Origin of the sequence: Streptomyces sp. NPDC050738 (assembly GCF_040654175.1) — a bacterium.
Classification (GTDB): domain Bacteria; phylum Actinomycetota; class Actinomycetes; order Streptomycetales; family Streptomycetaceae; genus Streptomyces.
This window is the reverse complement of sequence record NZ_JBFAHN010000005.1, coordinates 1-17,832: the sequence shown is the minus strand read 5'-3', so window position 1 is coordinate 17,832 and position 17,832 is coordinate 1. Positions and strand designations below refer to the sequence as shown.

The following is a 17,832-nucleotide window of genomic DNA, read 5'->3' as shown; positions in this document are numbered from 1 at the left end:
TGGGATGCGATGAGTGATCCGGCCCACTGGTTCGACGACGACGCGGGACCTGTAGTCCGTCCGTACGCGATGACGCGCGGCCGTACCAGCAGCGCGAGCAGGCACCGGCTCGACCTGATCGCCCTGGTCGTCCCGGAGCCCGCGGCGGACGACCCGGGCCGGGACCAGCGGCTCTCGCCCGAACACGTGGACATCGTGGAGCGCTGCAGCGACGCACCGCAGTCCATCGCCGAGCTCGCGGCGGGACTCGATTTGCCCGTCGGCGTGGTCAGGGTCCTCGTCGGCGATCTCGTCGACGACGAACTCGTCCATGTCACCCAGCCCGTACCGCCGGCCGAACTGCCGGACGTCAGCATCCTCCGTGAGGTAATCAATGGCCTTCGGGCGCTCTAGCCGCAGAACGCCGTCCATCGAGCCGGTGACGCTCAAGATCCTGGTCGCGGGCGGCTTCGGAGTCGGCAAGACCACCCTGGTGGGCGCGGTCAGCGAGATCAGGCCGCTGCGCACCGAGGAGAGGCTCAGCGAGGCCGGCCGGCCCGTCGACTCGGTCGAGGGTGTGGAACAGAAGAGCACCACCACCGTCGCCATGGACTTCGGCCGCATCACGCTCCGCGAGGACCTGGTGCTCTATCTCTTCGGTACGCCGGGCCAGGACCGCTTCTGGTTCCTCTGGGACGAACTGGCCCAGGGCGCGCTGGGCGCCGTCGTCCTCGCCGACACCCGCCGCCTGGAGGACTGCTTCGCCGCCGTCGACTACTTCGAGCGGCGCTCCATCCCCTTCACCATCGCCGTCAACTGCTTCGACGGGGCCGACCGTTACCCGGGGGACTCGATCCGCTCGGCGCTCGACCTCGACCCAGGCGTGCCGGTGATGATGTGCGACGCCCGCGACCGCGAGTCGGTCAAGGCGGTGCTGATCGCCGTCGTCGAACACGCCATGGCCCAGGCGGGCAGGGCGCGTGAGCACGCCACCACCTGAGCACGCGCCGATGCGGCCCGTACCCCCGCCGACCGGGGTACGGGCCGCAGCTCGTGGGTCACGTACCTACTGCGCGTCCTCCTCCAGCCAGCCGAAGGAACGCTCCACCGCCTTGCGCCAGTTGGCATACTCGCGCTCGCGCACGGAGCCGTCCATCCGCGGCGTCCACTCGACGTCGCGCTGCCAGTGCGCCTTGAGCTCGTCGAGGTCCGACCAGACGCCGGTGGCGAGCCCGGCCGCGTACGCCGCGCCCAGACATGTCGTCTCCGAGACCTTGGGCCGGATCACCGGAACACCCAGCACGTCCGCCTGATGCTGCATCAGGAGGTTGTTGGCGGTCATGCCGCCGTCCACCTTGAGCGTCGTGATCTGCACCCCCGAGTCCTGGTACATGGCGTCCACGACCTCGCGGGTCTGCCAGCTGGTGGCCTCCAGTACCGCGCGCGCCAGATGCCCCTTGGTCACATAGCGGGTGAGGCCGGTGATGACACCGCGGGCGTCCGAGCGCCAGTAGGGCGCGAAGAGGCCGGAGAAGGCGGGCACGATGTACGCGCCCCCGTTGTCCTCGACGCTCGCCGCGAGCGTCTCGATCTCCTCCGCGTTGCGGATGATGCCGAGCTGGTCGCGGAACCACTGCACCAGAGCGCCGGTGATCGCGATCGACCCCTCTAGGCAGTAGACCGGCGCCTCGCCGCCGATCTTGTACCCCATGGTGGTGATCAGCCCGCTCTTCGAAGGGACGGGCCGGTTACCGGTGTTGAGGAGCAGGAAGCTTCCTGTGCCGTACGTGTTCTTCGCCGTGCCCGTGTCGTAACAGGCCTGCCCGAAGATCGCGGCCTGCTGGTCGCCCAGCGCCGAGGCCACCGGCACGCCGGCGAGCTGGCCGACGGCCGTCCCGTACACCTCCGCGGAGGACTTGATCTCCGGGAGGACCGCCTCGGGGACGTTCATCGCGGAGAGGATCGAGGCGTCCCACTGGAGGGTCTCGAGGTTCATCAGCATGGTGCGCGAGGCGTTGGTGACGTCGGTGACATGGACCCCGCCGTCGGTGCCGCCGGTGAGGTTCCAGATCAGCCAGGAGTCGATGGTGCCGAAGGCGATCTCGCCGCGCTCGGCGCGCGAACGCAGTCCGGGTACGTTGTCGAGCAGCCAGGCCGCCTTGGGCCCGGAGAAGTAGCTGGCGAGCGGCAGCCCGGTGAGGTCGCGGAAGCGGTCCTGGCCGTCCGTGGCGCCGAGTTCGTTGCAGAGTGCGGCCGTACGGGTGTCCTGCCAGACGATGGCGTTGTGCACGGGCTTTCCGGTCGCCCGGTCCCAGAGCACCGTCGTCTCGCGCTGGTTGGTGATGCCGAGCGCGCTGAGCTGGTCGGCACGGAGCCCCGCCTTGGCGAGCGCTCCGGCGACCACTGCCTGGACCTTCGACCAGATCTCGGTGGCGTCGTGTTCCACCCAGCCGGGCTTGGGGAAGATCTGGCGGTGCTCGCGCTGGTCGACGGCGACGATGGCCCCGTCATGATTGAAGATGATGCACCGGCTCGATGTGGTGCCTTGATCGATCGCTGCGACGAACTTGTCCGTCATTGCTGTCCCCTTCGTCAAAAGACGTGTCGGGTGCGTGTCGGGAGTCGTGCCGGGTGCCGGTCAGAAGGCGACGTTGTAGATGAGCCCGGCGAGGGCCCCGCCGATCAGTGGCCCCGCGACCGGCACCCATGCGTAACTCCAGTCCGATGAACCCTTGTTGGGGATCGGCAGCAGGGAGTGGACGATGCGCGGTCCCAGGTCACGGGCCGGGTTGATGGCGTAACCCGTGGGCCCGCCGAGGGAGAGGCCGATGCCGACCACGAGGAGGGCGACGATGAGTACCGTCGTACCGGACTCGCCCAGGCCCTTGGTGAGCCCGAAGGCCAGGATCGGCAGGACGAGCGCGATCGTGGCGATGATCTCGGACATCATGTTGGCCACCGGGTTACGGATCTCCGGTGCGGTGGAGAAGATACCGAGCGTCGGAAGCGCGGTCTCGGTGTCGCGGTTGGCCTGGAACTGCGCGAAGTACGCGAGCCAGCACAGGACGGCGCCCAGCATCGCGCCCACCATCTGCCCCAGCAGATAGACCCAGACCTTGTCCCACTTGCCGGTGTCGACCGCGATGCCGATCGTCACGGCCGGATTGAGGTGCCCGCCCGAGAGCGGGGCCGCGGTGTAGGCCCCGGCGAGAACACCGAAGCCCCATCCGAATGCGATGGCCACCCAGCCGGCGGCCTTCGCCTTCGAGTGGTTGAGCGTGACGGCGGCGCAGACGCCCGCGCCGAACAGAATCAGGACGGCTGTACCGATGATCTCGCCGACGAAAATATCCCCATTGCTCATGGCGGCTCCTTGTCCCTAGCCCGGGACGAGTGGGCCCCGGTCCTCCGTGCAGGGTGCGTTTCCCATGGCTACGGAGCCGGTGACGGGCGTTCCCGCGCCCCGCCCGGCCGCCGTGGCGCGCGTGCCGTGTCCATGACGGGCGCACCGCGTCCGGCGGCGCCGACAGACAACGCGAAGTGTTCACCGGTGGTGATGGAGCGTCAAGGTCGTGGGACGAACGGGCCGCCGGTGGCCGGGAATCCTCTTGCCAGGGCGCTGCTCAGCGGACGGCGATCACCGACGATCCGTGTCCGAAGAGCCCCTGGTTGGCAGTGATCCCGGCGCGCGCACCGGCCACCTGCCGCTCCCCGGCCTGCCCGCGCAGCTGCCAGGTCAACTCGCATACCTGGGCGATCGCCTGGGCCGGGACGGCCTCCCCGAACGACGCCAGACCGCCGCTGGTATTGACCGGTACACGGCCGCCGAGCGCGGTCGCCCCCTCGCGCAGCAGCTTCGCGCCCTCGCCCTCGCCGCAGAGCCCGATGTCCTCGTACCACTGCAACTCCAGCGCGGTGGACAGGTCGTAGACCTCGGCGAGCGACAGGTCGTCGGGACCGATGCCCGCTTCCTCGTACGCGGCCCGGGCGATCGAGGCGCGGAAGGACTCCCCGGACGGTTCCACGGCCGCGCCCGAATCGGTCGCGATGTCCGGCAGGTCGAGTACGGACTTGGGGTAGACGGGGGTGTTGGTCGCGACCGCGCGGATACGGACGGGATCCGGCGCCCCGTGGCGGCGCGCGAACTCCATGCTGCTCAGCACCAGCGCCGCGGCACCGTCGGAGGTCGCGCAGATGTCGAGGAGCCGCAGCGGGTCGCAGACGACCGTGGATGCGGCGACGTCCTGGGGCGTGACGGCCTTGCGGTAGCGGGCGTTGGCGTTGAGCAGCCCGGCTGCCGCGTTCTTCACCTTCACCTGGGCGAAGTCCTCTGGCGTATCGCCGTACAGGGCCATCCTGCGGCGTGCGTAGAGCGCGAAGTAGGCCGGGTTGGTGGCTCCGAGGAGCCGGAAGCGCAGCCAGTCGGGGTCATCCGGGCGCTCGCCGCCGGCCGGGGCGAAGAAGCCCTTGGGCGCGGAGTCGGCGCCCACCACCAGGGCGACGTCCGCCAGGCCGGCGAGGATCTGGGCCCTGGCCGTGGAGACGGCCTGCGCCCCTGAGGCGCAGGCGGCGTACACGCTGGTCACCCGCGCGCCCTGCCAGCCGAGGGCCTGGGCGAAGGTCGCCCCGGCGACGTACCCGGGGTATCCGCCGCGCACGGTGTCGGCGCCGACCACCGACTGCACGTCCTGCCAGCCGATCCCGGCGTCGGCGAGGGCGGCGCGGGCCGCGATCGTTCCGTACTCGACGAAACTGCGGCCCCATTTGCCCCAGGGGTGCATGCCGGCCCCGAGTACCGCTATGTCGCCTGCGCTGCCGGTCATTTGTGCGCTCCCGTCGGCTGCCAGTGCCAGGTGGTCCAGGTGGTGTCGGCGTCCTCGCTGAGCACCCCGGGGACGACCTCCACCTCCATGCCGACGGTCAGGTCCGCGAGCTCCACGCCCGGGGCCGCCTGGCCGAGGACGACCATCCGCTCGGCCTCCAGCTCCACCGCGAGCAGGACGTACGGCTTCCACTCGGCGGAGGGATCGGAGACGTACGGCGCTGGCGGCCGGTAGCGCCCGTCGGTGTACGACCAGACGCGGCCGCGCGGGGAGAGCGGCACCTGGACCAACTCGCCTCCCGTACAGGCCGGGTTGCGGCAGAAGGAGTCCTCGCGCGGAAAGAAGACCGCCGAGCAGGCCGAGCAGCGGGTACCGAGGAGACGGAAGCCGTCCTCTTCGGCGTCGTCGGTGAACCAGTCGGCCACCACGGGTGTACGCGTGCGCGTCAAAATCCCTCCCGGCATCAATGATCTGACGGTACGTCAGGAGTTTGCCACGCGACGGCGGAGAACCGGAAGTGGCCGGTTCGCGTCCGAAAGGAAGTGAAGGAGCGGCCGGAACCCACGGGGGTGGTCCCGGCCGCTCCTTCATCCGCACCGACGCGTCAGTGGTGCCCGGCCACCGACCGCCGCGCGACAGGGAAGTTGAAATACGTGTCGGGGAAGAGCTCGGGCTTGTACGTGTAGTGCCACCACTCCTCCGGGAGATTCACCAGCCCCTCGGCGCCGAGCGCATCGCGCAGCAGGTCACGGTTGGTCCGCTGGACGCCCGTGATGCGTGGGTCGTCGGTGTGCGAGAGGGTGTCGAAGCAGTCGAATCCGGTGCCCATGTCGATCGAGTTGTCCGGGAAGCGCTGCGCCTTCGGCGCGTAGCACGGAACCAGTTCCTGGCCGGGCCGATAGGGGCGCGTCGGCATCGCGGGCAGCCGCACCAGCGTCAGGTCCATGGTGGAGCCGCGGCTGTGCCCGGACTTCTCCGCGATGTAACCGTCCGCGAACAGACGGGTCTTGTCGACCTGCGGATAGAACTCCGCCTTCATCTTCTCGTCGTCCAGGTCCTTGGCCCACCGTACGAAGTGATCGACGGCCCGCTGCGGCCGGTAACAGTCGTACACCTTCAGCGAATACCCCTGCCGCAGCAGCTTCGTCTGCGCCCGGTGCAGAGCCTGGGCCGCGGGCCTGGTGAGGATGCAGAGCGGCTGCTGGTAGCCGTCGACCGGCGCGGCCACGAAGTTGTGCTCGTACGGGTAGCGCATCTCCTGGATGATCGTCGGGTCGACGGAGCTCAGCGCCACGAACTCCTTCGGGGCCTTGGGCTCGGGCGTCGCCCGGGCCGTGGGGGAGAGGGCGGTGACGGCCAGCAGCGTTGCTGCGGCGGTCACCAGGGCACGTACAGCGGAAGTCATTCGTGTCATGGGCACTCCATCTATCAGGTCAACGGCCTTCGGGGAAAGGGCGATCGGATACAGTCCGCGCCCATGAACTACCGCAATCCGCTCCCTGTCGCCGTCGCCCTCCAGCCCGTCCGGGACAACGACAGAAGGGGCCTCGTCGTCATCACCCGCGCCATCGAGCCGCGCAGCGGCGGCCTGGCCCTCCCCGGCGGCTACATCGACCACCTGGAGGACTGGCGGCACGCGGTCGTACGGGAACTGCACGAGGAGACCGGCATCGAGGCCGCCCGGGAAGACGTACGCCTGGCCGACGCGATGAGCGCCCCGGACGGCTACCTGCTGCTCTTCGGCCTCCTGCCCGAGCGCGCGCCGCAGGACCTCCCGCCCTCCGTGCCCACCGACGAGACCGCAGGCTGGCACGCGCTCTACACCCCGCAGGACCTCGCCTTCCCCCTGCACACGGCGGCCCTGCGCACGTGGTTCGCAGGCGGGTACACCCCCTAGACGCCCTGGACCCCCCGCACCCGTACCGGATACCGAGGCTCGGTCGCGCTTCCTTCGACGACCTGCTCCACCACCACCCGCCCCCGCACCAGCTTGGTGGTGAACCGCTCGACCGTCGCTTTCTCCCACCCGTCGCCCGTGTCCGCCACGACGATCCCGCCCCCGGTACGTCCCGCGGCCGGAGCCCACACCTCCAGTTCGAGCGAGCCGTCCGCGTCCCGCACCGGAATCACCGAACCGGCCCTCGCCAGTACCGGGATACGGGAAAGCGGCGCATCCAGCAGCACCTGCCCGGGCCCCTCGTGCGCCTGCCCCGTAGCCGTGTCGTACCACCGCCCGCGCGGCAGCCGCACCGCCCGCCGATCGCTCCCGCGCTCGAGAACCGGCGCCACCAGCAGCGCGTCCCCCAACAGGAACGCGTCCTCGCAGTCGCGCAGCGCCCGGTCGGCCGACGCGCCCCACCACAGCGGCCGCACATAGGGAGCCCCGGTCAGCCGCGCGAGGTGCGCCAGCGTCATGAAGTACGGCCGCAGCCGCTCCCTCTCGACCAGCGCGGCGCGCGCATGCTCCAGCACCCGCGGCCCGAACTCCCACGGCTCCCGCCGCCCCGCCCAGATGGCCGAATGCGTACGGAACAGCGGCAGATACGCGCCCAGTTGGAACCACCGCAGAAACAGCTCCGGGGACGGCCGCCCGTCGAATCCGCCCACATCGGGCCCCGAATACGGCACCCCGCACAGCCCGAGCCCCATCACCAGCGACAGCGAGGCCCGCAGCCCCGGCCACCCGGTCGTCACGTCCCCCGACCAGGTGCCGCCGTAGCGCTGCATGCCCGCCCACCCGGACCGCGAGAAGAGGAAGGGCCGCTCGTCGGGACGGAGCGCCCGCAGCCCCTCGTAGCCGGCCATGGCCATCGTCAGCCCGTACACATTGTGGGCCTCGCGATGGTCCCCGCCCCGCCCCTCCAGATCGTGCCGGGACGACCGGGGCAACGTCGGATCCCCGAAAGCGGCAAAGGAGGCGGGCTCGTTCATGTCGTGCCACACCCCGGAGAATCCCTGCGCGAGGCGCTCCTCGTACAGCCCGCCCCACCACTTCCGCACCCGAGGAGCCGTGAAGTCGGGGAAGACGCACTCGCCCGGCCAGACGACGCCGCGCGCCGGCCGCCCGCGTGTGTCCCGTACGAAGGCATCGACACAAGCCCCGCCCTCGTACACCGCGTTCCCCGCCTCCGCCTTCACCGCCGGATCGACGATCGACACGAGCCGGACGCCCTCCGCGCGCAGATCCCTGGCCAGCCCCGGCAGATCGGGAAATCGCTCGCGGTCCACGGTGAAGACCTGATGCCGGTCGTAGTGGTCGATGTCGAGATGCAGCGCGGCCAGCGGAAGATCCCGCTCCCGGTAGGCCGCCGCGATCCGCCGCACCTCGTCCTGGCTGCCGAACCCCCACCGCGCGTGCTGAGGCCCCAGCGCCCACGACGGCGGCAGCGCGGGCGCACCGGTCAGCGCCGTCCACCCCTGCAGTACGCGCGCGGGCGTGCCGGCCACCACCCAGCAGCGCAGCGGTCCGCCGCCCATCCGCAGCTCACTGGTCCCCGGCCGGTCGTGTCCCGACCCCTCGCCCTCCTCGCCCTCGGACAGCACCACCCTCCCCTCCCACGTGTTGTCGTGGAAGCAGAGATGGGTCCCGGCATCGGCCACCACCAGCTGCACGGGCATGGTGATGTACAGCGGATCGTCACCGCGGTCGAATCCCCCGCGCGGATCGGTGTTCCACAAGACGTACGCACCGTCGCGCAGCCGGGGCCCCGCGCCCCGCCCGCCCAGGCCGAAGAACCGTGCGTCGGCGGGCACTTCGGACCGCTGCACCCACCGCGCCTGGCCGCCACCGGCCGGCTCCCACCAGCGCGGCGGCAGTTCCCGCCGCAGTACGACACCGCCCGGAGTCAGCAGTTCGATGGCCCCGTGCCGCGACACGGCGACCGTCAGCCGCTCCGAGACCACCCGCCAGCCGCCGTTCTTGTCCGGTTCGAGGAAGGCCCGCGCATCGGGCTCGGGGCCGCCCCCCGTGATCGCGTACGAGGGCAGCGGCCCGGCCCCCTCCCAACCCCAGAAGACCGCGCCCCCCACCCCCACCGTGACCTGCAGCTCGGCGCGCGCGAACCGCACCACACCGCCCCCGGGCCGGGGCTCGACACCGGTCATCACACCCGGCACGCGTGCCCGCTCCGCGCCGCGCGGCGGCAGCTCCCTGGCATCCGTACGCTGTCGTCGCCACGCGGAACGCACGGCGCGCAGTCCCTGCATCGTTCCGACTGCCTTCACCGAGCGCACCAGGTCAGAGACGTCCATGCCGCTCACCCTGCCACCGACCACCGGCGCCGCGAGGTCCGTTCAACTTCCGTTCACCCGCGGTGGCACCACCGGACCCCACGCCCCACCATGGGCTGAGCACCCTGGTGCACAAGACGATCACGTGGCATCGTCCCTGACAGCCGCGTCACGCGCACACCCCCGCACGTGCGCGCGACCCACGCAGACCACGCGTACAGTCCGGGAGCCGCACCATGACCACAGCGAACGCCGCACCTCTCTGGCAGCCCAGCCAGGAGCGCATCGACAGCGCCACGATCACCCGTTTCCAGGCCTGGGCGGCAGAGCACCACGGCGCCCCCGCCGAGGGCGGCTATCCAGCGCTCCACCGCTGGTCGGTCGATGATCTGGACAGCTTCTGGACGGCAGTGGCCGAGTGGTTCGACCTCCGCTTCTCGACTCCGTACGACACCGTCCTCGCCGACCGCTCCATGCCCGGCGCGCAGTGGTTCCCCGGAGCCACCCTCAACTACGCCGAACACGCCCTGCGCACCGCCGAAGACCCCTCCCGCGCGGACGACCCCGCCCTCCTCCACGTCGACGAGACGCATGGCCCCCAGCCCGTCAGCTGGTCGGAGCTCCGCCGCCAGACAGGAGCGCTCGCGGCCCGGCTCCGAGCCCTGGGCGTACGCCCCGGAGACCGCGTCAGCGGCTACCTCCCCAACATCCCCCAGGCCGTCACCGCCCTCCTGGCCACCGCCGCGGTCGGCGCGGTCTGGACCTCCTGCGCCCCCGACTTCGGCGCCCGTGCCGTCCTCGACCGCTTCCAACAGGTCGAACCCGTCGTCCTGTTCGCCGTGGACGGATACCGCTACGGCGGCAAGTCCCACGACCGTACGGAAACCGTCGCCGAGCTCCGCCGCGAACTCCCCACCCTCCGCGCGGTGATCCACATCCCGCTCCTGGGCACGGAGGCCCCCGAGGGCGCCCTCGACTGGTCAGAGGCCACAGCCGGCACCACAGCCCCCGTCTTCGAGCAGGTCCCCTTCGACCACCCCCTCTGGGTCCTCTACTCCTCAGGCACCACAGGCCTCCCCAAGGCGATCGTCCAGTCCCAGGGCGGCATCCTGATCGAGCACGTCAAGCAGATCGGCCTGCACTGCGACCTGGGCCCCGGCGATCGCTTCTTCTGGTACACCTCCACCGGCTGGATGATGTGGAACTTCCTCGTCTCCGGCCTGCTCACGGGCACCACGATCGTCCTGTACGACGGCAGCCCCGGCTTCCCCGACACCGGAGCCCAGTGGCAGGTCGCCGAGCGCACCCGCGCCACCGTCTTCGGCACCTCGGCGGCGTACGTCATGGCCTGCCGCAAGGCCGACATCCACCCCGCCCGCGACTACGACCTGACCTCGGTCAAGTGCATCGCGACCACCGGCTCCCCGCTCCCGCCCGACGGCTTCCGCTGGCTCCACGAGGCGGCGGGCGACGACGTGTGGATCGCCTCGGTCAGCGGCGGCACCGACGTCTGCAGCTGCTTCGCCGGCGCGGTGCCCACCCTCCCGGTCCACATCGGCGAACTCCAGGCCGCCTGCCTGGGCACGGACCTCCAGGCCTGGGACCCCCAGGGCAAGCCCCTCATCGGCGACGTCGGCGAACTCGTCGTGGCAGCCCCCATGCCGTCCATGCCGATCCGCTTCTGGAACGACCCCGACGGCAGCCGCTACCACGACAGCTACTTCGACACCTACCCCGGCGTCTGGCGTCACGGCGACTGGATCACGATCACCGACCACAACTCCGTGGTCATCCACGGCCGTTCGGACTCCACCCTCAACCGCCAGGGCGTCCGCATGGGCTCCGCCGACATCTACGAAGCAGTCGAACGCCTCCCCGAGATCAAGGAATCCCTGGTCATCGGTCTGGAGGAACCGGACGGCGGCTACTGGATGCCGCTCTTCGTCCACCTCACCGAAGGCGCAACGCTCGACGACAGCCTCCGAGCGCGCATCATCAGCACCATCCGCACCGAGCTCTCGCCCCGCCACGTCCCGGACGACATCATCGAGGTCCCCGGCGTCCCGCACACCCTGACCGGAAAACGCATCGAGGTCCCGGTCAAGCGCCTCCTCCAGGGCACCCCCCTGGACAAGGCGGTCAACGCGGGCTCGGTCGACAACCTCGACCTCCTCCGCTTCTACGAGACCCTGGCCCGCACGCGCCGCTAGAGGGTGTCGCCTTCCTCCGCCTTGCAGCTGCACGCACCGGACCACCGCTCACCAGCAGTGAAAGCATCAACGCCGAGCAAGAGCGACCTGATCCGCCGGACACCCCCTAACCCCCGTACGTGGCCTCGGACTCGCCCAGCACCTCGGCGAAGTCCGAGGCCAGCCGCACCGCGTCGCCCACCTCCAGAGTGGCCGTCGTGATCCGTACAGCCGTAGGCGTGGCGATACGGAACCGAGCACCCGCCGCCACCCACCACCCGCGCGACCGCAGCCCGTTGACCACAGCGGACTCGTCCCGCACCGGCACCCACACATTCAGCCCACTCGCTCCGTGCGCCCCGATCCCGCGCCCGCCGAGCTCCCCGATCAGCGCCTCGCGCCGCTCGCCGTACGTAACCTCCGCACGCTTCACCAGCGCCCGCGCACCGGCATCGGACATGGTCCGCAGAACCGTCTCCTGCAGTACGTGACTGACCCACCCGGACGTGAGCAGCATGCGCCCCTCGTGCCGGGCCAGCGTGGTCGCGTCGCACGCGAGCGCCGCCCACCGCAGGTCGATCCCCAGATGCTTGGAGACGGTCCGCACCTGCGCCCACCGGGGCAGACCCCCCGACGCCAGCGCGTGCGAAGCGGCCCCCGACACCTCCGCGTTGTGGTCGTCCTCGACGACGAGCACCTCCGGATACGCGCTCAGCACCTCCAGCAGAGCCTCCTGCCGCTCCGCCGAGAAACAGCCGCCCGCCGGACTCTGCGCCCGAGGGCTGCACACCAGCGCACGGGCCCCCGCCCGCAGCGCGCCGCGCAGTGCGTCGGGCCTGATGCCCTGGTCGTCCACCGCCACCGGAGCCATCCGCAGCCCCAACGCCGGTACGAGATCGAGCAGATGATGAAATCCGGGATCCTCCACGGCCACGATGTCCCCGGGCTTCAGCTCCACCGAGAGCAGTCGTGCCATGCAGTCCAGCGCCCCGTGCGCGAAGGTCACCTGCCCGTCCGGCACCCCGTCGCGCGCGAACCACGCCCTGGCCGCCTCCTCGAGCCCGGCGAGTCGGGGCGAAGCCCGGTGGGAACCGTTCACCGGATCGACCCGCTCCGGGGGCAGCAGCACCGGCAGGAACGCCGTGTCCGGATGCCCGCCCGCCAGATCCCGCACCCCCTGCGGCACCCGCGGCGGCCGCCGCGCCCCCACGGCGGGAGCCTGCGCCACTACCGTCCCGCCCCGCCCGCGCGTCACCACGATCCCGCGCTGGCGCAGCTCCTTGTACGCGGTCGCCACCGTTCCCGCGCTGACCCCGAGCTCGTCGGCGAGCCGCCGCACCGGAGGCAGGGCCTCTCCCGGTCCGAGCCCGCCCTCGGCCACCGCCTGCTCGACCGACGAGGCAATCCCCTTGGCGGTCGTACCACTGATCGCATATTGTGCTGCCACGTAGCAAAGTATGTATCAATACAAAAGTGGAAGTCAAGGGGGAACAGTGAGCTTCAGTCGTCGCCGGGCCGCACTGTACGCAGGGATACCAGGAGGCCGCGACGGCCGCCGCATGCTGTGGATCGCGCTGATCAACAAGGCGGGCACCGGCCTCTGGATGGGCGCGGCCGCCCTGTACTTCACCCTGGTCACCGGCCTTTCCGTCACCGAAGTCGGCCTGCTCATGGGGATATCGGGAGCCGCGGGCATCGCAGGAGCCCCATTCGCCGGCCACCTCGCCGACCGCTTCCCCGTCACCCGGGTCCTCATCGGCGCCCAACTCCTGCAGGCAGTGGCTCTGTTGGCGCTCCTCACCACCGACAGCTTCTCCCTCCTCCTGCTCTACTCCGCCCTCACGAGCCTCGCCGATCGCGGCTCCAACGTCCTCACCAAGCTGTACGCGGCCCGGATCGCGGGCCCCGACCGCACCCGCTACCAGGCAGTGCAGCGCACCGTGTCCAACGCAGGCTGGGCCATCGGTGGCCTGGCAGGGGCAGGAGCCCTCGCCGTGGGCACCACCCACGCCTACCAGGCCCTGCTCATCGGCAACGTCATCAGCTTCCTCGCGGCGGCGGTGCTCACCGTCCGCTGCGCCGAGCCGCCTTCCCCTTCCCGGACGGTCACCGACTCCTCACAACCGGCCCCGCCCGCCCCACCCTCCAGCCCCTGGCGGGACCGCACCTACCTCCTCTTCACCGCCACCGAGGCGGCACTCTTCCTCGACGACGCGGTACTCCAGGTCGGCATGCCCCTGTGGATCGTCCACTCCACCGACGTCCCGCACGGCATGATCCCGCTCCTGATGGTCCTCAACTGCGTCCTGGTCGTCCTCTGCCAGGTCCCGCTCTCCCGCTTCGGCGGCACCCCCGACAAAGCAAGTGCGCTCCTCCTCCCGCTCGTCGCCGTCTTCGCCGTCGGCTGCGCCGCCATGACCGCCTCGGTCGCGGGCGGCACCTGGCTCGCGATCACCGCCCTCACCGTCGCGGCCGTCGCCTTCACCTTCGCGGAGATACTCCACTCCATCGCCTCCTGGGAGCTGTCCGTGGCACTCGCCCCCGACGACGCCCAAGGCGCCTATCTGGGAGTCCACGGCCTGTCCTCGTCGGCCCAGCGCAGCGGAGGCCCCCTGCTGGTCACCGCGGTCATTGCCGCGGGCGCCTTCGCCTGGCCGCTGCTCGGCGCAGGCGTGGTCGCCACGGTCGTGGCCCAGCGCCGTCTCGTACGCAACAGGCTGCCCCGCCGGGCACTGTCAGTGACGTCGGTTACGGTGAGTGAGCATTGATCGCAGAGCTCAGGGGGAGCCATGGGACAGACGAAGAGCAGGAAGTACACGACCAACACGAGGAATCCGTCCAGGTCCATGCGACGCGCACTGCGCCGTGAGGCGCCGAGCACCGTCGGCCTGCTCGCGGACGAGCAGGACTTCGCGGAGATGCGGCGGTACGCCACGTTCACCTTCGACGACCACCCGGCCTATCTCGCACAGGTCGACGGCCTGCTCAGAGCTCTCGCCGCGCAGGGCCTGCACGCGACGGTCGCCCTCTTCGACCCGCAGGATTACGCGGAATTCTGCGACGCGTCCGGACTCGACCCGGACTCCGCCGACAGCAGGACGCGGTTCACGGCGGACATCGCGGCAGCCGGAGCATCCGTCCCCTACAGCGGCCAGCCCATCGAGCACCTCGTCCCGCAACTGATCAACGCAGCGGTGAACCAAGCCACTTGGGAGTACGCGACGATGCTGCTCGCCGAGGTGGGGGAGTGCGCGGAGTGCGGCGAGGACATCGGAGAGTCCTCCTACGGCCACGCCTCCCGTGCGCTGCTGCACCTGCTCGACGGAGCGGGCTCCGGCATCCACCATCTCGTCTGCAGTGTCCCGACGGAGGACGAGCCGCTCCTGGCGGTCCTGCACGCGGAACGCCTGACGGGAGAGCCCGCCAGGATCGACCACGCGGACGGAGCCGCGTTCCTCACGGTCCTGGCCGCCGGAATCGCGATCGAGAGCCCCGGCGGAGTGGTCCTGCGCACCCGCAGGCCAGGCCGGCCCGACCAGGTCCACGGCTGGAAACTGGACCGTGGTCACCTGGCGCCCCTCACCGCGGGCGAGGTCTTCAACGCGTACTGCACGGACGCGGAGACGGGTGACCCGGTCGCCCCCGAATCGGGCGTCGAGTACTGCGCGGGCTTCCCGCTCCCGGAGGAGGAACCCCGTCACTGAAAAGCCCGAGGGGGGCTTTCCACCGGATCCGGCGGAAAGCCCCCCTCGGGACCGACCTCACATCACTCTGCTTGCCCGGTCACTCGCCGGACAGCACCGCCTGAGCGGCGACACGAGCCTCTTCGGCGCTGTCAGCGGCCCGCGCGGCAGCAGCAGCGCGCTCGCACTGGGCGAGCGTGTACTTCGCCAGCGTCGCGCGCACATACGGAATCGAAGCGGCGCCCATGGAAAGGCTGGTCACACCAAGTCCGGTCAGCACGCAGGCGAGCAGCGGATCGGAGGCGGCCTCGCCACACACACCACAGCTCTTGCCCTCGGCAGAGGCGGCCTCTGCCGACATCGCGATCAGGTCGAGCAGCGCGGGCTGCCACGGGTCCTGCAGCCGGGACACCGCACCGACCTGACGGTCGGCGGCGAAGGCGTACTGCGCCAGGTCGTTGGTCCCCAGCGAGAGGAACTCGACCTCCTGCAGGATCGACCGCGCCCGCAGAGCAGCGGACGGAATCTCCACCATCGCGCCGAACTTGGCCTGCAGCCCGGCTTCCCGGCACGCGTCGGCGAATGCCTTGGCGTCGATCCGGTCGGCCACCATCGGCGCCATGACCTCGAGGTACACCGGCAGCCCCTCGGCCGCCTTGGCCAGCGCGGTCAGCTGGGTGCGCAACACATCGGGGTGTTCGAGGAGCGAGCGCAGCCCGCGCACACCGAGGGCCGGGTTCGGCTCGTCGGCCGGCGTCAGGAAGTCCAGCGGCTTGTCGGCGCCCGCGTCGAGCACCCGCACGACCACGCGGCCCTCGGGGAAGGCCTCCAGCACCGCACGGTACGAAGCGATCTGCTTCTCCTCCGACGGGGCCTTGGCCGAGTCGTCGAGGAACAGGAACTCGGTACGGAAAAGACCGACGCCCTCGGCACCCGCCTCGACAGCCGCGGGCACATCGCCCGGACCGCCGACATTGGCGAGCAGCGGCACCTTGTGGCCGTCGGAGGTGGCACCGGGCCCGCTCGAACCGGCCAGCGCGGCCTTCCGCGCGGCCGCGGCGCTCTCCATCTCCGCGCGCTTCTCGGCGCTCGGCTCGACGAAGATCTCCCCGGTGCTGCCGTCCACGGCGATGACCGTGCCCTCGGCCAGCTCACCGGCGCCCGGCAGAGCGACGACGGCGGGAACCCCGAGCGCACGCGCCAGAATGGCGCTGTGGCTGGTCGGCCCACCCTCCTCGGTCACGAACCCGAGCACCAGCGCCGGGTCGAGCAGAGCGGTGTCGGCAGGAGCAAGGTCCCGCGCGATCAGCACATAGGGCTCATCGCTGTCGGGCACGCCCGGCATCGGAACACCGAGCAGCCGCGCCACGATCCGGTTCCGTACGTCGTCGAGGTCCGCGACGCGTCCCGCCATGTACTCACCGGCGCCGGCCAGCAGCTCCCGATAGTGCGAGAACGCGTCGTACACCGCCCGCTCGGCGGTGGACCCGACGGCGATCCGCCGGTCGGCATCAGCCATGAGCTCCGGGTCCTGGGCAATCATCGCCTGGGCCTCGAGCACGTGCTGTGCCTCGCCACCGGCCAGATTGCCGCGCGCAATCAGGTCAGCTGCCACAGCTTCCACGGCCTGCCGAGCGCGCCCCTGTTCGCGGTCGGCCTCCTCCGTCGGAATCTGCTTGGCCGGCGGCTCCAGAACCGCCGTACCCATGTGCCGAACCTCGCCGATTGCCACACCGTGGCTCACGCCGACGCCTCGCAGCGTTGTCTGCATTTCACCCGTCTCCGATTGTTGCGGCGAACCGTTTCGCCGCGGTGGATGTCCAACTCGCCGTCATGACGGCGCCGAGGTCACTGCCAGCCGAACAGAACGTCGTCGACCTTGACGTCGCCGTCCTCACGGACGTCGGTGAGTGACTCTGCGGTGGCCTCGAGCGCCACGATCGGGCACACGGGAGACTTGCCCGCGGCCTCGACGGCTGCCGGGTCCCACCGGACGATCTCCTGGCCGCGCGTCACCGTGTCACCCTTGTTGACGAGGAGCTCAAAGCCCTCACCGTTGAGCTGAACGGTGTCGATGCCGAGGTGCGTCAGCACCCCGTGCCCCTGGTCGTCGACGACGACAAAGGCATGCGGGTGCAAGGACACGATGATGCCGTCGACCGGAGACACGGCCGCAGACGGCTCGCGTACGGGGTCGATAGCGGTGCCGGGGCCCACCATCGCGCCGGAGAACACGGGGTCCGGCACTGCGGCGAGTCCGATGGCGCGTCCGGCAAGCGGGGACGTCACGCTGGTCATAGGGAGCCTCCCAGGGGGTGGAGATTCGTGTGCCGCCGTCGCTACCTGTCCAGGACGGCGTACTGTTCAGAAGGGTAAGTCATAAGAAGTCCCGGTTCCGCCTGAGAGCGACCGGTTGGCGGACCTAGGGGCGTACCGCAAACGATTTGCCTCGTCTGCTGCCACCCTGTACTGTCGTACTCCTGCCTGACCCCAACGCGACTTTGAGTCGGGGGTCGGCGGCCTCTAATTAGCCCAGATCCTAACCCGGATTCCGCTTCTGCATGTCTGCAGAATTGGTGGTCAGGGAGAGCGAAAAGGCCTGATAGAGTGGTGGAACACCGAATGGGAAGCGCCCGGAGGGCCCAGTGAAATGGGACCAAAGGAAGCGTCCGTTCCTTGAGAACTCAACAGCGTGCCAAAAGTCAACGCCAGATATGTTGATACCCCGGCCTCATCTTCGATGGGGTTGGTGGTTCCTTTGAAAAAGCCCTTCCCTTTGCCGGGAAGGCAACACAGCGAGGACGCAGTGAACGAACAGTCCTATTCCGACTGCTCGTTCCGCTCTTCCGATGTGTGATCCCGATTACGGGAAAACATTCACGGAGAGTTTGATCCTGGCTCAGGACGAACGCTGGCGGCGTGCTTAAC

15 protein-coding genes are annotated in these 17,832 nt (G+C 70.3%); 6 read left to right on the top strand and 9 right to left on the bottom strand.

What is annotated here, in order from left to right; all coding sequences use genetic code 11:
* Window positions 1-9: 9 nt before the first annotated feature.
* Complete coding sequence (locus tag AB0H78_RS14445; RefSeq protein WP_363234700.1) at window positions 10-393, top strand: DUF742 domain-containing protein; 384 nt, start codon at window positions 10-12, stop codon at window positions 391-393.
* On the top strand, window positions 374-979 hold the full coding sequence (locus AB0H78_RS14440) for an ATP/GTP-binding protein (protein ID WP_363234699.1): 606 nt from the start codon (window positions 374-376) through the stop codon (window positions 977-979). The genes AB0H78_RS14445 and AB0H78_RS14440 overlap by 20 nt, the downstream gene beginning before the upstream one ends.
* A 66-nt stretch (window positions 980-1,045) precedes the next feature.
* Here the strand turns inward: AB0H78_RS14440 and glpK are convergent, their stop codons facing one another.
* The 5 genes from glpK to AB0H78_RS14415 form a co-directional block, all read right to left on the bottom strand.
* Entirely contained in the window at window positions 1,046-2,557 is a 1,512-nt protein-coding gene (gene glpK / locus AB0H78_RS14435) for a glycerol kinase GlpK (RefSeq protein WP_363234698.1), read from the bottom strand.
* A gap of 60 nt (window positions 2,558-2,617) precedes the next feature.
* The gene (locus AB0H78_RS14430) at window positions 2,618-3,343 is read right to left on the bottom strand and encodes an MIP/aquaporin family protein (protein ID WP_363234697.1); all 726 of its coding nucleotides are present in this window, start codon (window positions 3,341-3,343) and stop codon (window positions 2,618-2,620) included.
* Window positions 3,344-3,602: 259 nt separating this feature from the next.
* Window positions 3,603-4,802: a lipid-transfer protein gene (locus AB0H78_RS14425; RefSeq protein WP_363234696.1), complete on the bottom strand. Its 1,200-nt coding sequence runs from the start codon at window positions 4,800-4,802 to the stop codon at window positions 3,603-3,605.
* Entirely contained in the window at window positions 4,799-5,230 is a 432-nt protein-coding gene (locus AB0H78_RS14420; RefSeq protein WP_363235145.1) for a zinc ribbon domain-containing protein, read from the bottom strand. The genes AB0H78_RS14425 and AB0H78_RS14420 overlap by 4 nt, the downstream gene beginning before the upstream one ends.
* Window positions 5,231-5,406: 176 nt before the next feature.
* On the bottom strand, window positions 5,407-6,216 hold the full coding sequence (locus AB0H78_RS14415; RefSeq protein WP_363234695.1) for a M15 family metallopeptidase: 810 nt from the start codon (window positions 6,214-6,216) through the stop codon (window positions 5,407-5,409).
* A gap of 63 nt (window positions 6,217-6,279) precedes the next feature.
* Here AB0H78_RS14415 and AB0H78_RS14410 point away from each other — a divergent pair, with 63 nt between their 5' ends.
* Entirely contained in the window at window positions 6,280-6,699 is a 420-nt protein-coding gene (locus tag AB0H78_RS14410) for an NUDIX domain-containing protein (protein WP_363234694.1), read from the top strand.
* Here the strand turns inward: AB0H78_RS14410 and AB0H78_RS14405 are convergent.
* A complete protein-coding gene (locus tag AB0H78_RS14405; RefSeq protein WP_363234693.1) occupies window positions 6,696-9,053 on the bottom strand; it encodes a TIM-barrel domain-containing protein in 2,358 nt (785 codons plus the stop codon). The genes AB0H78_RS14410 and AB0H78_RS14405 overlap by 4 nt on opposite strands.
* Window positions 9,054-9,268: 215 nt before the next feature.
* On the opposite strand from AB0H78_RS14405, the gene AB0H78_RS14400 reads away from it, so the two are divergent.
* Window positions 9,269-11,242, top strand: a complete 1,974-nt coding sequence (locus AB0H78_RS14400) for an acetoacetate--CoA ligase (RefSeq protein WP_363234692.1) — start codon at window positions 9,269-9,271, stop codon at window positions 11,240-11,242.
* A gap of 106 nt (window positions 11,243-11,348) precedes the next feature.
* On the opposite strand, the gene AB0H78_RS14395 is transcribed toward AB0H78_RS14400, so the two are convergent.
* Complete coding sequence (locus AB0H78_RS14395) at window positions 11,349-12,668, bottom strand: aminotransferase class I/II-fold pyridoxal phosphate-dependent enzyme (RefSeq protein ID WP_363234691.1); 1,320 nt, start codon at window positions 12,666-12,668, stop codon at window positions 11,349-11,351.
* A gap of 46 nt (window positions 12,669-12,714) precedes the next feature.
* Here AB0H78_RS14395 and AB0H78_RS14390 point away from each other — a divergent pair, with 46 nt between their 5' ends.
* Together AB0H78_RS14390 and AB0H78_RS14385 are read left to right on the top strand one after the other, a co-directional pair.
* Window positions 12,715-13,989: an MFS transporter gene (locus AB0H78_RS14390; RefSeq protein WP_363234690.1), complete on the top strand. Its 1,275-nt coding sequence runs from the start codon at window positions 12,715-12,717 to the stop codon at window positions 13,987-13,989.
* 21 nt (window positions 13,990-14,010) lie between these two features.
* Entirely contained in the window at window positions 14,011-14,925 is a 915-nt protein-coding gene (locus AB0H78_RS14385; RefSeq protein ID WP_363234689.1) for a hypothetical protein, read from the top strand.
* A 79-nt stretch (window positions 14,926-15,004) separates the two neighbouring features.
* Here the strand turns inward: AB0H78_RS14385 and ptsP are convergent, their stop codons facing one another.
* A complete protein-coding gene (ptsP, locus tag AB0H78_RS14380; RefSeq protein ID WP_363234688.1) occupies window positions 15,005-16,675 on the bottom strand; it encodes a phosphoenolpyruvate--protein phosphotransferase in 1,671 nt (556 codons plus the stop codon).
* A gap of 77 nt (window positions 16,676-16,752) precedes the next feature.
* A complete protein-coding gene (locus tag AB0H78_RS14375) occupies window positions 16,753-17,202 on the bottom strand; it encodes a PTS glucose transporter subunit IIA (protein WP_363234687.1) in 450 nt (149 codons plus the stop codon).
* Window positions 17,203-17,832 lie beyond the last annotated feature (630 nt).

Excerpts from the sequence above, each read along its gene's own strand:
- AB0H78_RS14445 (WP_363234700.1), top strand. The coding sequence starts at position 10 with ATGAGTGATCCGGCCCACTGGTTCGACGACGACGCGGGACCTGTAGTC.
- AB0H78_RS14440 (WP_363234699.1), top strand. The coding sequence starts at position 374 with ATGGCCTTCGGGCGCTCTAGCCGCAGAACGCCGTCCATCGAGCCGGTG.
- glpK (WP_363234698.1), bottom strand. The coding sequence starts at position 2,557 with ATGACGGACAAGTTCGTCGCAGCGATCGATCAAGGCACCACATCGAGC.
- AB0H78_RS14430 (WP_363234697.1), bottom strand. The coding sequence starts at position 3,343 with ATGAGCAATGGGGATATTTTCGTCGGCGAGATCATCGGTACAGCCGTC.
- AB0H78_RS14425 (WP_363234696.1), bottom strand. The coding sequence starts at position 4,802 with ATGACCGGCAGCGCAGGCGACATAGCGGTACTCGGGGCCGGCATGCAC.
- AB0H78_RS14415 (WP_363234695.1), bottom strand. The coding sequence starts at position 6,216 with ATGACACGAATGACTTCCGCTGTACGTGCCCTGGTGACCGCCGCAGCA.
- AB0H78_RS14410 (WP_363234694.1), top strand. The coding sequence starts at position 6,280 with ATGAACTACCGCAATCCGCTCCCTGTCGCCGTCGCCCTCCAGCCCGTC.
- AB0H78_RS14405 (WP_363234693.1), bottom strand. The coding sequence starts at position 9,053 with ATGGACGTCTCTGACCTGGTGCGCTCGGTGAAGGCAGTCGGAACGATG.
- AB0H78_RS14400 (WP_363234692.1), top strand. The coding sequence starts at position 9,269 with ATGACCACAGCGAACGCCGCACCTCTCTGGCAGCCCAGCCAGGAGCGC.
- AB0H78_RS14385 (WP_363234689.1), top strand. The coding sequence starts at position 14,011 with ATGGGACAGACGAAGAGCAGGAAGTACACGACCAACACGAGGAATCCG.
- ptsP (WP_363234688.1), bottom strand. The coding sequence starts at position 16,675 with ATGCAGACAACGCTGCGAGGCGTCGGCGTGAGCCACGGTGTGGCAATC.
- AB0H78_RS14375 (WP_363234687.1), bottom strand. The coding sequence starts at position 17,202 with ATGACCAGCGTGACGTCCCCGCTTGCCGGACGCGCCATCGGACTCGCC.